This is a genomic window from Ruminococcus sp. AF20-12LB, from assembly GCF_003478985.1.
Taxonomy (GTDB): domain Bacteria; phylum Bacillota; class Clostridia; order Lachnospirales; family Lachnospiraceae; genus Blautia_A.
This window is the reverse complement of record NZ_QUGH01000001.1, coordinates 576,106-589,323: the sequence shown is the minus strand read 5'-3', so window position 1 is coordinate 589,323 and position 13,218 is coordinate 576,106. Positions and strand designations below refer to the sequence as shown.

The window sequence follows — 13,218 nt, the reverse complement described above, 5'->3', positions numbered from 1 at the left end:
TCGTATGTGTTTCACTGTTTAGTTATCAAGGTTTGTTGCGTCTGTCTCTCAGACAGCTCGCTTATTTTATCTCATCCTCAACTGTTTGTCAAGAACTTTTTTAATTTTTTTGAAGTATTCAGTCTCCAGAAAAATTAAAGCGGAGAAGGAGGGATTTGAACCCTCGCGCCGCGTCAACGACCTACTCCCTTTCCAGGGGAGCCCCTTCGGCCAGCTTGGGTACTTCTCCAAATTGCCCTACTTACTAAGTAGTTCTGATATTCATCTCTGTCGTTCTCAGCGACAGGTGATATTATATCTCGTATGTTTTATATTGTCAAGTACTTTTTTAACTTTTTTAAAAAGTTTTTATTTTGTACTTAACAAGCGGAGAGAGTGGGATTCGAACCCACGCGCCCTTGCGGACAAACGGTTTTCAAGACCGCCTCGTTATGACCACTTCGATATCTCTCCATATAATGTTTTTCAACATTTTTTGTGCTGTTTTGTCAGCGCATGTTGTATTCTATCATCAAATATCCCCCCTGTCAATAACAAATTTGATATTTTTTTCAAAAAATTGGACATATAGCTTCAATTTCTGCTATATGTCCATATTTACTGGGATTTTCACCCGGTTCTACTCTCTGTTTTCCTTCAAAAATGCCTCCGCAACCACCAGATCTTCCGGCGTTGTGATCTTGATATTGCGATAAGAACCTTCTGAAAAGCGGATTTTCACCCCTGTCTCATGTTCTGCTACCATGGCATCATCTGTGATTCCGGTCATTTCCTTCTGCCGAATACTGGTATATGCGTCATAAATCAGCGAGTACTGAAAGATCTGCGGAGTCTGGACGATCCATACACTGCTGCGATCCGGAGTTTCACTGACATTCCCATCCTCATCTGCGATCTTAACTGTATCCTTGGAAGGCATGCCTGTAACACTGGCACCTGTCTGTTCTGCTGCCATAAGTCCTCTTTCAATGATCCCATGATCAATAAACGGTCTGGCACCGTCATGGATCAGTACATACTCTGTGTCTTTACACGCACAAAGTCCTTCATAAACGGAATCGTACCGTTCTTTTCCGCCGGATACTACAGCAGAAACCTTTGTAAAACCATATTTTTTCACGATTTCTTCTCTGCACCAGGAAACATACTCTTCCCCTGTTACCAGGATCACATCCCTGATCAACGGACTTTCCTGGAAACAGCGCAGAGAATAACAGAGCACCGGCATCCCGTCAAGCTCCATAAACTGCTTCTGTATTTTACTGTGCATTCTCTTTCCCTGGCCTGCTGCCAGAACAATAGCTGTATTTCTGCACTCTCCCATGATCAATCACCCCGGATTCTTTTATCTTTCACCAAGCTTCAGGTTCGGAACCGCATTCAGATCCCAGCTGTGGCGTGTTCCCCTGATATATTCATAGTAAGCTGCCACTCCGATCATCGCTGCGTTATCCGTACAGAAGATCGGTGACGGACGGTAAAATTTGTATCCACGTTCTGTACACGCTTTTTCCATAGCAGTGCGAAGTGCTCCGTTGGAAGCAACACCTCCTGCAATGGCAACCTTTTTCATGCCAAAATCAGCTGCTGCCTGCATGGTATGCTCTACCAGTACATCAACAACCGCCTTCTGGAAGGATGCCGCGATATCTGCACGGTTTACTTCCTCACCTTTCATTTTTGCCCCGTTTAAATAATTAAGAACTGCGGACTTCACGCCGCTGAAGCTGAAATCATATGGATTTTCACCGATTTTTGCACGTGGAAACTCAATAGCATACGGATTTCCTTCCTTTGCCAGCCTGTCGATCTTCGGACCTCCTGGATATCCGAGCCCAATGGCACGTGCAACCTTATCAAATGCCTCTCCTGCCGCATCGTCTCTGGTTCGGCCCAGAATCTCAAACTGACCGTAATCCTTCACAATAACAAGATGGGTGTGTCCACCGGATACAATGGCACAGAGAAACGGCGGTTCCAGATCCGGATGCTCAATATAATTGGCAGAAACATGTCCTTCTATATGATGCACGCCTACCAGTGGCAGGTTTCTTGCATAGGCAATGGCCTTGGCTTCTGCCACACCTACAAGAAGTGCACCGACAAGCCCCGGTCCATAGGTTACACCGATAGCATCAATATCATCCAGAGTGACGTTTGCCTCGTCCAGTGCTTCCTGGATGACCTGATTGATCCTTTCTATATGATTTCTGGAGGCGATCTCCGGTACAACACCTCCATACAGTTTATGGATCTCGATCTGTGAAGAAATCACATTTGATAAGACAGTCCTTCCGTTTTTTACAACGGAGGCTGCCGTTTCATCACAGGAGCTCTCAATACCAAGAATTAATGTATCTTTCATTTTTTTCAGTCCTCTTCAAAATTCAGTTCCACACTCTTCCCGTCTTTTCCCGGCCATGCCTTCGGAAAGATCTCACGTACTGTATCCATGTAATCATCCGGACGTACCAGAGAAGGGCTGTAATGGGTCAGCCACATTTCCCCCACTTCCGCATCACGGGCAAGAGTGGCCGCTTCACGAAACGTCATGTGTTTGTAGCCTTTTGCCTTTTCGATCTTGTCATCTTCACCGTACATTCCCTCACAGATAAAAAGATCGGAGTCTTTTGCATTACGTAAAATAGACTCTGTCGGTCTGGTATCTGTGGTATAGGTAAGCTTGATCCCTTTTCTCGGCGGACCAAGCACCATATCCGGTGTGTAGATCCTTCCTTCATCCTCAACGGTCTGTCCCTTCTGCAGCGGATTCCAGAATTTCAACGGGATTTCATGCTCTCTGGCACTGTCAGGAGAAAATTTTCCCTGGCGCAGGATCTCAAGGGTATATCCATAGCATGTAACATTATGATTCACCCGAAATGCAGTGATCCGATAACCATTCAGTTCCAGAACTTCCTCCGGTTTCGTGATCTCGATAAATTTAATTTCAAAGGGCAGCTCCGGTGCGATCACACGAAGTGCGCTTACCACACGTTCCAGTCCTCTTGGGCCTACCAGAGTCAGCGGTTCTGTGCGGTCTGCATTTCCCATAGTCAGAAGGAGTCCCGGAAGTCCGCTGATATGATCCCCATGATAATGGGTAAAACAGATCACATCAATAGGCTTGAAGCTCCAGCCCTTTTCTTTAATGGCCACCTGGGTGCCTTCCCCACAATCGATCATCAGACTGCTGCCGTTATAACGGGTCATCAGCGCGGTAAGCCATCTGCGTGGCAGCGGCATCATTCCTCCGCAGCCAAGTAAACAAACATCTAACATATTTTTCCTCTTTTCCTGTTCTGTGGCAAAGTTTAGCATACTTATCCCGTACAGACAAGTACCTCTCCCGGGTAAGCCTATTCAGAAACTTCAGTACGTGTCATAAGAACAGCATCCTCTGTGGGATCTATATAGTATCCCTTTCGCAGGCCATCCCGCACAAATCCCTGACGTTCATAAAGCCGGATCGCAGTCTCATTTCCTGCCCGGACCTCCAGATGGATCATGGTGATCCCACGCTCTTCTGCCAGACGGATCATGCTTTCCATAAGGAAATTTCCGATTCCCTCTCTCTGACGGTCTCTGCGGACAGCCACATTGGTCACATCCCCCTCATCCAGCACCGTAAGAAGACCGCAATATCCCAGGATCCGGCCCTTTTCTTCCACAACAAGAAACATCCCATTCTCTTTCATAAGAAATGTCAGAAATCCCTCTTTTGTCCAGGGGACTGAAAAAAGCTCCTCTTCGATCTCCATAACCTGATCCAGGTCATCCACAAGCATTTCTCTTAAGATCATGCGTTTTCCCCTTCTGATCCTTTTTTCAATTTCTGGGCACGCTCCCGCTCAGCCTGTGAGACGCGGAGATAATCCGGTTTATGCTCAGCCGCTGTCTCGGTTCTGCCTTCTTTATAATAAAGGATACCTAGTGCACCTACAGCACCTGCTCTCTGTCTGGAAAGATGAGCCGGTGCAAAAGAAAACGGTACAGTAAGCTTATCTGCGATGGTATTTTTAAATACCGGGACTCCGTCTCCGAGGAATGTTACGGCTTCTCCCATATCATTCAGCATGGAAAGAAGCTCCTCGATTCCCACTGCCATCTGATCCTTTACCGTCATGAGCCTGTGATCCTCGTAACGGTAGATTCCCGTATAAACCTGCTTTCTTCTGGCATCCATGATCGGACAGATCAGCCCGTTTACATCATAAAGATTATAGGCCAGTGCCTCCACTGTCGGAATCCCGACCAGTGGTTTGTCAAGGGCAAGTCCAAGTCCCTTGGCTGTGGCAGAGCCAATACGGAGTCCGGTGAAAGAGCCCGGTCCCTTGGCTACCGCAATAGCGTCAATAGTCTTCAGATCCAGCTCTGTCATCTTCACGATCTCATCCAGCATGGGAAGAAGAGTCTGGGAATGTGTTTTCTTATAATTAACTGTATATTCCGCTACCAGTGTATCATCCTCCACAACGGCTACAGATGCCACGATTCCGGAACTGTCCAGTGCCAAAACTCTCATTCTGTCTTTTCTCCTCTCTCCTCAATGGTGATCTTTCTGTATTCAAAACCCTTCTCAAGATCTTTTTCAATGGTAACTTCGATCCTTTTTTCCGGCAGGATCTCCTCAATGAGCTCCGCCCATTCGATCAGACAGATTCCCTGCCCGAAAAAATAATCATCGTATCCGATCTCTTCCATTTCTTCCAGATCCCCGATACGATATACATCAAAATGATAAAATGGCAGACGTCCGTCTTCATATTCCTGGATAATGGTAAATGTAGGGCTGTTTACAGGTTCTGTAATTCCAAGACCTGCTGCCACTCCCTGTGTAAACACGGTTTTTCCAACTCCGAGATCGCCTGTCAGTGTGTAGATTTGTCCCGGTTTCGCATTCATTCCGATCGTTCTTCCGACCTCGAATGTTTCCTCAGGATCATGCGTTTCTATGACCATATTTTCCACCTTTTTCTTGCACAATTATTCTTTGCATATTATAATAGAGCGAACAGCGAAATACAATACTTTTTGAAAAGGAGTGCGAAAACTATGGCAAATCCTATCGTTACCATCACAATGGATAATGGCGATGTAATGAAAGCGGAATTATATCCGGAAGTTGCCCCAAACACAGTAAATAACTTCATCAGCCTTATTAAAAAAGGCTTTTATGATGGCCTGATCTTCCACCGTGTCATCAACGGCTTTATGATCCAGGGTGGATGCCCGGACGGAACCGGTATGGGTGGCCCGGGATACAGCATCAAGGGTGAGTTCTCTCAGAACCGTTTCAAAAACGACCTGAAGCATACACCAGGTGTTCTCTCCATGGCAAGAGCCATGAATCCGAACTCTGCCGGAAGCCAGTTCTTTATCATGCACAAGGCTGCTCCGCATCTTGACGGAAGCTATGCTGCATTCGGTCAGATCATTGAGGGTATGGATGTTGTAAATGCTATCGCAGAGACAGACACGGACTACAGTGACCGTCCTCTTGACGAGCAGAAGATCAGCTCCGTGACTGTTGATACCTTTGGTGTGGATTATCCGGAACCGGAGAAATGCTGACAGGCATAATTTTCTGAAATAAAAAAAGCCCCGCGAAGAGCAGACTGTAACGCAGATCCTCTGACCTCTTCCCGGGGTATTTTTATACCGACATTCTCTTTTCTTTTACTTTTCGAAGGTTTTCACTTCTCCGTTTACTTTTGCAAAATACAGCTCTGCATCCTTCTCAAGTCCGGCTCTTCCGTTTGTTCCCTCTGTGATCGTCTTCTTTACCTCTTCGATCTGGTCATCCGGCACCAAAAGTTTCAGGACAACCTTATCGGTATATTCGGAATCCAGGATCGGCAGACTTCTTTCTCCTGCGATATACTGGATCTTTCCGATTCCTGTATAATCCGTCGTCACCTGAAGGGATATCCCATGATGCTTTTCAATGACGGTACTTGCCGCCAGTCCTGCCTGGACTGCACCGGAATATGCCCGCACAAGCCCTCCTGTCCCAAGAAGGACACCTCCAAAATATCTGGTCACCACAATGGCCGCATTATAGATCCCAGCTCCCAGCATCACATCCAGCATAGGCCTTCCGGCTGTTCCGGATGGTTCTCCGTCATCACTGCATCGGGTGGCTTCCCGGTTCATCCCTACGGAATATACATAGCAGTTATGACGTGCATCCCAGTATTTTTTTTTCATTTCTTCAATAAAGGCAAGGGCCTCTTCTTCAGTTTCCACAGGACGGACGGTTGCGATAAAACGGGATTTTTTTTCCACAAGTTCGCCTTCGCCGCCTTCGTATATGGTTTTATAATGTTCCAGCATGGTTTACGCCTCCGTTATCTGTATCCAACCCCTCTGTTTCAGGCAGAGTTTTCTTCATTGTATAATAATTATCTTCATTGCACAATGTATAAGATATCATGAATTGTGAAATTTTTTTTAAGGCTTTATTTGGCTTTCCATATTTGTTATAATAAAACGGATTATAAAGGAGGAATATTATGAACTACGGAAAAAGATCCACTTCCAAGAAGCGGAATGCTCTGATCTCCCGTACTTCCATGCTGGAAAAAAGAGCACATGTTTCGTTTATCCGGGTTTTATTTACAGCTCTGATCGCAGTCTGCGTCATGGTTGTCTGCCTTGGTATCGGCTCCTTCCGGGGCGTGATCGCCGGAGCACCTGACGTCAACGATGTGGATATTTCACCTCTCGGATATGCAACCTTCCTGTATGATGACCAGGGAACACAGATCCGACAGCTTTCAGCCCCTACATCCAACCGTCTTCCGGTCTCCCTGGACCAGATCCCGGTCAGTCTGCAGCATGCAGTGGTAGCCATTGAGGATGAGCGTTTTTATGAACATAACGGTATTGATGTCCGCGGTATCGCACGTGCCGCAATGAAGGCGGTCACCACCGGTAACTTTTCCGAGGGTGCCAGTACCATCACACAGCAGCTTCTGAAGAATAATGTTTTCACTGACTGGACCAACGAATCCACACAGCTGGAACGTTTCACACGTAAGTTCCAGGAGCAGTACCTTGCTGTCCAGATTGAAAAAAAATATGACAAAAATGTGATTCTTGAGAATTACCTGAATACCATTAACCTGGGTGCAGGTTCCTACGGTGTACAGGCCGCTTCCAAAAAATACTTTAACAAAGACGTATGGGATCTGAATCTTTCTGAATGTGCCACACTTGCCGGCATCACGCAGAACCCTACCAAATTCAATCCGATCACCAATCCAAAAGCGAACTCCAAGAGACGTAAGGAAGTCCTGGATCACATGCTGGATCAGAATTACATCTCACAGGATGAATATAATGCAGCACTGAATGATGACGTTTATTCCCGTATCCAGGCCGCACAGCTTGAGAACACCGAAGAAGAAAGTACTGTTTACACGTATTTCGAAGATGAGGTTACCAATCAGGTCATCAGCGACCTGATGAACATTAAAGGATATACCAAGACACAGGCTACCAATCTTCTTTACAGCGGTGGTCTGAAGATCATGACAACCCTGGATTCCAACATGCAGCAGATCCTTGATGAGGAATATGCGAACCCTGATAACTATCCGGCCAATGTTCAGTATGAACTGGATTATGCACTGACTGTACAAAGTCCGGATGGAAAACAGACCAACTACAGTAAAGAAATGCTGCAGCTGTATTTCCGCGATCAGGATCCGGAATTTGATCTTCTCTTTGATTCTCCTGAGGAAGGTCAGCAGTATGTGGATCAGTACAAGGCCAACATCCTAGCAGACGGAAGCACCGTAGTATCTGAGCGTGTAAACTTTGCGCCACAGCCACAGTCTTCCATGACTGTCATTGACCAGCATAGCGGTTACGTAAAAGCCCTGATCGGAGGCCGTGGCGAAAAAACAGCCAGCCTGACCCTGAACCGTGCCACTGATACGACCAGACAGCCTGGTTCTACCTTTAAGATTGTTTCCACCTATGCACCGGCGTTAAACGAAAAAGGCGATACACTTGCTACAACCTTTATGGATGAGCCTTACGAATACCCAGACGGATCTCCTGTCAACAATGCCTCAAGAAGCTATGGCGGTGAGACCACCATCCGTAAAGCGATCCAGAATTCCATCAATGTTGTAGCTGTTAAATGTCTGGAACAGGTTACCCCGGCTCTCGGCCTTAAATATCTGGATGATTTCGGTTTCACCACACTGGCTCACGGAACTGAGGCAGATAAAGATGCCAACGGAAATATCTGGAGTGACGCCAACCTGGCTACTGCTCTTGGCGGTATCACCAAAGGTGTCAAGAACGTGGAGCTTTGTGCTGCATATGCAGCCATTGCCAATGGCGGAAACTATATCAAACCGATCTATTATACACAGATCCTTGATCATGACGGAAATGTTCTGATCGAGAACTCCTCCGTTTCCAGATCTGTGATCAAAGACAGTACTGCTTATCTTCTTACAAGCGCCATGGAAGACGTTGTAAAAAAAGGTACCGGTACCGCCTGCCAGCTGGACAATATGACTGTAGCCGGAAAAACAGGTACTACAGAGGACTACAATGACCTGTGGTTTGTAGGCTACACACCGTACTACACCTGTGCAGTATGGTCCGGCTATGACAACAACGAAAAAATTCCGGAAGATGCCCGTAACTTCCACAAAAACCTCTGGAAAAAGGTTATGACTCGTATCCACGAGGGCCTGGAGGACAGAGATTTCGATATGCCTTCCAGTGTGGAAAAGGCCAGTGTCTGCGCAGAAACCGGTCTTCTTCCCAGATCCGGATGCCCGACTATCACAGAGTATTTTGATATCTCCAGTCTTCCCACCGAATACTGCGATCAGCATTTCTACGGCAGCAGCGATTACGATGAAGAGGACTATTATTATAACGAAGATACGGACGCCGATACCGATGCAGCAGCTGAAGCGATTCCAAGCGCAGCTCCGGACAGTACTGACAATTCCGATGATGGTTCCGATGACGGTTCCGATGACGGTTCCGAGAATACCGGTGATGATACTGACAATTCCGGAACAGACGACAACACCGGTGGCGATGATGGCAGCGATGACACCGGCGAAGATCCGGTAGAATATTATGAATGACCTCCAGCATACGTATCTTTCATAAACACCATATAAAAAAGTGGTTTCCTGAAATTATGGAAACCACTTTTTTTACTTTTAATAACTTCTTACTGTCTCGCAGTTTATCAGTACAGGCAAGTCCCACCCCCTGCTTATTGCTTTTCGCAATTAAAGCAGGTGACTTCCCTGGTTCGGTTAAAGTACCATCCTGGCTGCACCGTAGATTCCTGCATCATTGCCAAGTGTCGCGATCACGATAGGAGTATCCTTGCAGGATTCAAAAGCATACTCTCTGTAATATTTCCGGATACAGTCAATAAGCGGCTGTCCGGCCTTGGAAACTCCTCCACCGACAACAATGGTCTCCGGATCTGTCACACAGCAAATAATGGCAAGAGCACCACCCAGCTGCTCTCCGACCTTTTCCATGGTTGCTACAGCTACCGGATCATTCTCCTTAAATGCGTCCAGAACTGCTTTTGCGGAAATCTCTCCGGCATCTCTGAGAACACTGTTCTCACCGGAAGCTGCAAGCTCTTTTTTTGCCATGCGGACAATTCCGGTCGCAGAAGCATACTGTTCCAGACAGCCCCTGTTTCCGCAATTGCAGGCCTCTGTTTCATGATGATCCACATTGGCATGTCCGATCTCGCCGCCGGCACCATGATGTCCGGTCACGATCTTTCCGTCAATAATAATACCACCGCCTACACCTGTTCCAAGTGTGACCATGATCACATCAGAGGAACCTGCTGCAGCACCCTTCCATGCCTCTCCCAATGCCGCTACATTGGCGTCATTTCCGGCTTCAGCATGAAGGCCTGTAAGTTCTTCCATCTCTCCAACAACATTCTTATATCCCCAGTAGAGATTTACTGCACATGATACTTCTCCTTTGGAGTTTACCGGTCCCGGAACACCGATTCCGACGCCTTCCACATCCTCTTTGGAGATACCCTTTTCTTCCATCTTGGCATTTACTGCTGCTGCCACATCAGGAAGGATCTGATCTCCATTATTTTCTTTACGGGTGGGAATCTCCCATTTCTCAACAAGAGTACCATCCGTGCGGAAAAGTCCGCATTTTACAGTTGTTCCACCTACATCGATTCCAAAACAATATGTTCTCATTTCTTACCCTCTCTTATTCTTCGTCATCCGGATTTTCTCTTTTTTTCGCAAGATTTGCCTGTACACGCTTGTACAGAGCCTCTGCCGCATTGTATCCCATCTTCTTCTGTCTGTGGTTGACAGCCGCTGCCTCAACGATGATCGCCAGGTTACGGCCCGGACGGATCGGAAGAGAATGGCATACCACCTTATTTCCAAGGTACTCTGTATACTCCTCATGCAGTCCAAGACGATCGTATTCCTTGTCTCTGTCCCACTCCTCAAGCTTGATCACAAGATCGATAGACTGGGTATCCTTAACGCTCTCAACACCGAACAGTGTTTTTACATCGATGATACCGATACCACGAAGTTCGATAAAGTGACGTGTGATATCCGGTGCAGATCCCACCAGTGTTACGTCACTGACCTTACGGATCTCAACAACATCATCACTGACAAGACGATGGCCTCTCTTGATCAGCTCCAGGGCTGCCTCACTCTTACCGATACCGCTCTCACCTGTGATCAGGATTCCCTCGCCGTAAACATCAACCAGCACACCATGAATCGAAATACATGGTGCAAGCTGCACGCCCAGCCAGCGGATGATCTCTGCCATAAAGCTGGAAGTTGTTCTTTCTGTCACGAATGTCGGAACATTATATTTAACAGCCAGATCGATCATATCCTGAGACGGACGAGTCATGGTACTGAAAATGACACATGGGATCTTGCTGGAAATGAAACGTTCATATTTAAAACGTCTCTCCTCCTCATTAAGCTGCATCAGATACGTATACTCTACATATCCGATGATCTGAACTCGTTCATTGGCAAAATGCTCCAGATATCCGGTAAGCTGAAGCGCAGGTCTGTTGATCTCCGCAGTCTTGATCACGATGCCTGACAGGTCGATCTCCGGAGTCAGATTATTAAGCTCCAGTTCCTGTACCATCTTTGTCAACTGTACACCCTTCATACTTTTGTCTCCTTTTCGCTGAAAGTTTGCATTCTCACTGCCGTTTTACCGGGGCGTGAGACACCTTATCTTCAATTATACACAATCACTGCTGAAACTGCAATGCAGCATCAGGATTTATGAAAAAATTCATAGACCTGACGGGCGCTTCTGGCATTCATGCTCTCTGTCTGTGCCAGTTCTTCCTCCGATGCATCCCGGATATTTTCCACAGATTTAAATTTACGCAGAAGGGCTTTCCTTCTGGTATCACCGATCCCCGGGATATCATCCAGGATAGAATGGACCTGTTCCCTGCTCCTGAGGGAACGATGGTATTCAATGGCAAACCGGTGGGCTTCATCCTGGATCCTAGTGATCAGGCGGAAGCCTTCGCCGGATGTATCAATAGGGATCTCCACATTGTTGAAATACAGGCCTCTCGTCCGATGATGATCGTCCTTGACCATACCGCAGACCGGGATGCTTATCCCAAGCTCATTCAGCACCTTCATAGCAATATTTACCTGCCCTCTTCCACCATCCATCAGGATCAGATCCGGAAGCCTTGCAAAGCTGTCAAATTCGCCGTTACTCTCATGAGTGAACCTTCGGGTCAGAACTTCTTCCATGCTGGCATAATCGTTGGGGCCCTGTACCCATTTGATCTTGAACTTACGGTAATCACTGCGTTTGGGACGACCTTTTTCATAAACTACCATGGATCCCACAGACTCAAAGCCACTGATATTTGAAATATCATAGGCTTCCATGCGCACCACATTTTTCAGTCCCAGCCATTCTTCCACCTCGTGAACAGCTCCGATGGTTCGTCCTTCCTCCCGCCTGATCCGTTCTCTGTCCTTGGCAAGTACCATACGGGCATTTTCCAGGGCAAGTTCTACCAGCTTTTCCTTTGTTCCCTTCTTCGGGACCCGGATGTGTACCTTCTGCTTTCTTCTTCCTGACAGCCACTCCTCTATGATATTTGCATCTTCGATCTCACACTGCAGCATGATCTCAGATGGGATAAATGGCGTTCCCGCATAAAACTGTTTCAGAAAGCTTGAAAGGACCTGCGCCTTTGTATCGCCTTTTGCCACACGGAGATAAAAATGATCTCTGCCGATCAGCCTGCCATCCCGGATAAAAAACACCTGGACAACCGCATCCTGATCCCTGAGGTCTTCACTGTCATCCATTGCTACTGCAATGATGTCCCTGTCCTCCTGCCCGTAGCCGGTGATTTTCTGCCGTTCCCCGATCTTCCGGATACTGCTGATCAGATCCCGGTATTCCATAGCATCTTCGTAGCGCATTTCCTCCGAAGCTTTCTGCATTTTTTCCATCAGCTCACTAATGGCGTCCTGAAAATCTCCATTCAGAAATTTGATCACCTTATTGATATTCTTTCGATATTCTTCCTGGCTGATATACCCCTGGCAGGGTGCCTTGCACTGTTTCATATGATAGTACAGACAGGGCCGGTCCTTTCCGGTATCTCTCGGAAGACTGCGGTTGCAGGAGCGTACCTGATACAGTTTCCGCACCAGTTCGATCACGTCCTTTACTGCTCCGCCGCTTGTATAGGGACCAAAATATCTTGCCTTGTCCTTTTTCATTCTCCTGGCAAAAAGCACTCTCGGGTATGGCTCATGAACTGTCACCTTAATAAACGGATAGCTCTTGTCATCTTTGAGCATGGTATTATATTTTGGACGATGCTCCTTGATAAGATTACACTCCAGCACAAGGGCTTCCAGCTCAGAGTCCGTAATAATGTACTCAAATCTGGTAATATGTGTAACCATCCGTTCAATCTTGGCACCTTTATTACGACTGCTCTGGAAATACTGGCGCACACGATTCTTCAGACTGATGGCTTTTCCCACATAGATGATCTCGTCTTTCTCGCCATGCATGATATAAACTCCCGGTTTTGCCGGCAGTTTCTTTAATTCTTCCTCGATTATGAACATAATTTATTCTCCTGTTTTACCATTGCAGTAACAATAAAACCGGGATTTCTCCCGGTTTTAT

12 protein-coding genes and 2 tRNA genes are annotated in these 13,218 nt (G+C 46.8%); 2 read left to right on the top strand and 12 right to left on the bottom strand.

Going from position 1 to position 13,218, the window contains the following annotated elements; all coding sequences use genetic code 11:
• Window positions 1-140 precede the first annotated feature (140 nt).
• From DWX61_RS02645 to tsaE, 8 genes are all read right to left on the bottom strand, one after another.
• A tRNA-Ser gene (locus tag DWX61_RS02645) sits at window positions 141-229 on the bottom strand.
• Window positions 230-367: 138 nt separating this feature from the next.
• Window positions 368-453, bottom strand: a tRNA-Ser gene (locus DWX61_RS02640).
• A 166-nt stretch (window positions 454-619) separates the two neighbouring features.
• Window positions 620-1,324, bottom strand: coding sequence for a 2-C-methyl-D-erythritol 4-phosphate cytidylyltransferase (ispD, locus tag DWX61_RS02635; protein ID WP_118513138.1), 705 nt, complete (start codon window positions 1,322-1,324; stop codon window positions 620-622).
• Between the two features lie 21 nt (window positions 1,325-1,345).
• Window positions 1,346-2,365 carry a tRNA (adenosine(37)-N6)-threonylcarbamoyltransferase complex transferase subunit TsaD gene (gene tsaD, locus DWX61_RS02630; RefSeq protein WP_118623618.1) on the bottom strand — a complete coding sequence of 340 codons (1,020 nt, stop codon included), beginning with the start codon at window positions 2,363-2,365 and terminating at the stop codon, window positions 1,346-1,348.
• Window positions 2,366-2,370: 5 nt separating this feature from the next.
• A complete protein-coding gene (locus DWX61_RS02625; protein ID WP_118513248.1) occupies window positions 2,371-3,282 on the bottom strand; it encodes a ribonuclease Z in 912 nt (303 codons plus the stop codon).
• Window positions 3,283-3,359: 77 nt separating this feature from the next.
• A complete protein-coding gene (rimI, locus tag DWX61_RS02620; protein ID WP_118623616.1) occupies window positions 3,360-3,803 on the bottom strand; it encodes a ribosomal protein S18-alanine N-acetyltransferase in 444 nt (147 codons plus the stop codon).
• Window positions 3,800-4,525, bottom strand: coding sequence for a tRNA (adenosine(37)-N6)-threonylcarbamoyltransferase complex dimerization subunit type 1 TsaB (gene tsaB / locus DWX61_RS02615; protein ID WP_118623614.1), 726 nt, complete (start codon window positions 4,523-4,525; stop codon window positions 3,800-3,802). Before tsaB ends, rimI begins: the two co-directional genes overlap by 4 nt.
• Window positions 4,522-4,962 (bottom strand): tRNA (adenosine(37)-N6)-threonylcarbamoyltransferase complex ATPase subunit type 1 TsaE, encoded by a 441-nt coding sequence (gene tsaE / locus DWX61_RS02610; RefSeq protein ID WP_015525922.1) that lies wholly within the window; start codon window positions 4,960-4,962, stop codon window positions 4,522-4,524. The genes tsaB and tsaE overlap by 4 nt, the downstream gene beginning before the upstream one ends.
• A 93-nt stretch (window positions 4,963-5,055) precedes the next feature.
• Here tsaE and DWX61_RS02605 point away from each other — a divergent pair, with 93 nt between their 5' ends.
• On the top strand, window positions 5,056-5,574 hold the full coding sequence (locus DWX61_RS02605; RefSeq protein WP_118623612.1) for a peptidylprolyl isomerase: 519 nt from the start codon (window positions 5,056-5,058) through the stop codon (window positions 5,572-5,574).
• A 105-nt stretch (window positions 5,575-5,679) separates the two neighbouring features.
• On the opposite strand, the gene DWX61_RS02600 is transcribed toward DWX61_RS02605, so the two are convergent.
• Window positions 5,680-6,336 carry a YigZ family protein gene (locus DWX61_RS02600; RefSeq protein WP_118513143.1) on the bottom strand — a complete coding sequence of 219 codons (657 nt, stop codon included), beginning with the start codon at window positions 6,334-6,336 and terminating at the stop codon, window positions 5,680-5,682.
• A 179-nt stretch (window positions 6,337-6,515) separates the two neighbouring features.
• Between DWX61_RS02600 and DWX61_RS02595 the strand changes: the two genes are divergently transcribed.
• The gene (locus DWX61_RS02595; protein ID WP_118623610.1) at window positions 6,516-9,125 is read left to right on the top strand and encodes a transglycosylase domain-containing protein; all 2,610 of its coding nucleotides are present in this window, start codon (window positions 6,516-6,518) and stop codon (window positions 9,123-9,125) included.
• A 177-nt stretch (window positions 9,126-9,302) separates the two neighbouring features.
• On the opposite strand, the gene DWX61_RS02590 is transcribed toward DWX61_RS02595, so the two are convergent.
• The 3 genes from DWX61_RS02590 to uvrC form a co-directional block, all read right to left on the bottom strand.
• Entirely contained in the window at window positions 9,303-10,238 is a 936-nt protein-coding gene (locus DWX61_RS02590) for an ROK family glucokinase (RefSeq protein ID WP_118623608.1), read from the bottom strand.
• Window positions 10,239-10,251: 13 nt separating this feature from the next.
• Window positions 10,252-11,199 (bottom strand): HPr(Ser) kinase/phosphatase, encoded by a 948-nt coding sequence (gene hprK, locus DWX61_RS02585; RefSeq protein ID WP_021651515.1) that lies wholly within the window; start codon window positions 11,197-11,199, stop codon window positions 10,252-10,254.
• 110 nt (window positions 11,200-11,309) lie between these two features.
• Window positions 11,310-13,157 carry an excinuclease ABC subunit UvrC gene (uvrC, locus tag DWX61_RS02580; RefSeq protein WP_118513146.1) on the bottom strand — a complete coding sequence of 616 codons (1,848 nt, stop codon included), beginning with the start codon at window positions 13,155-13,157 and terminating at the stop codon, window positions 11,310-11,312.
• Window positions 13,158-13,218 lie beyond the last annotated feature (61 nt).

Bases quoted from the DNA above. Each gene is read 5' to 3' on its own strand.
- DWX61_RS02595 (WP_118623610.1), top strand. From the start codon at position 6,516: ATGAACTACGGAAAAAGATCCACTTCCAAGAAGCGGAATGCTCTGATC.
- DWX61_RS02590 (WP_118623608.1), bottom strand. From the start codon at position 10,238: ATGAGAACATATTGTTTTGGAATCGATGTAGGTGGAACAACTGTAAAA.
- DWX61_RS02600 (WP_118513143.1), bottom strand. From the start codon at position 6,336: ATGCTGGAACATTATAAAACCATATACGAAGGCGGCGAAGGCGAACTT.
- DWX61_RS02605 (WP_118623612.1), top strand. From the start codon at position 5,056: ATGGCAAATCCTATCGTTACCATCACAATGGATAATGGCGATGTAATG.
- rimI (WP_118623616.1), bottom strand. From the start codon at position 3,803: ATGATCTTAAGAGAAATGCTTGTGGATGACCTGGATCAGGTTATGGAG.
- DWX61_RS02625 (WP_118513248.1), bottom strand. From the start codon at position 3,282: ATGTTAGATGTTTGTTTACTTGGCTGCGGAGGAATGATGCCGCTGCCA.
- tsaE (WP_015525922.1), bottom strand. From the start codon at position 4,962: ATGGTCATAGAAACGCATGATCCTGAGGAAACATTCGAGGTCGGAAGA.
- uvrC (WP_118513146.1), bottom strand. From the start codon at position 13,157: ATGTTCATAATCGAGGAAGAATTAAAGAAACTGCCGGCAAAACCGGGA.
- hprK (WP_021651515.1), bottom strand. From the start codon at position 11,199: ATGAAGGGTGTACAGTTGACAAAGATGGTACAGGAACTGGAGCTTAAT.
- tsaD (WP_118623618.1), bottom strand. From the start codon at position 2,365: ATGAAAGATACATTAATTCTTGGTATTGAGAGCTCCTGTGATGAAACG.
- ispD (WP_118513138.1), bottom strand. From the start codon at position 1,324: ATGGGAGAGTGCAGAAATACAGCTATTGTTCTGGCAGCAGGCCAGGGA.
- tsaB (WP_118623614.1), bottom strand. From the start codon at position 4,525: ATGAGAGTTTTGGCACTGGACAGTTCCGGAATCGTGGCATCTGTAGCC.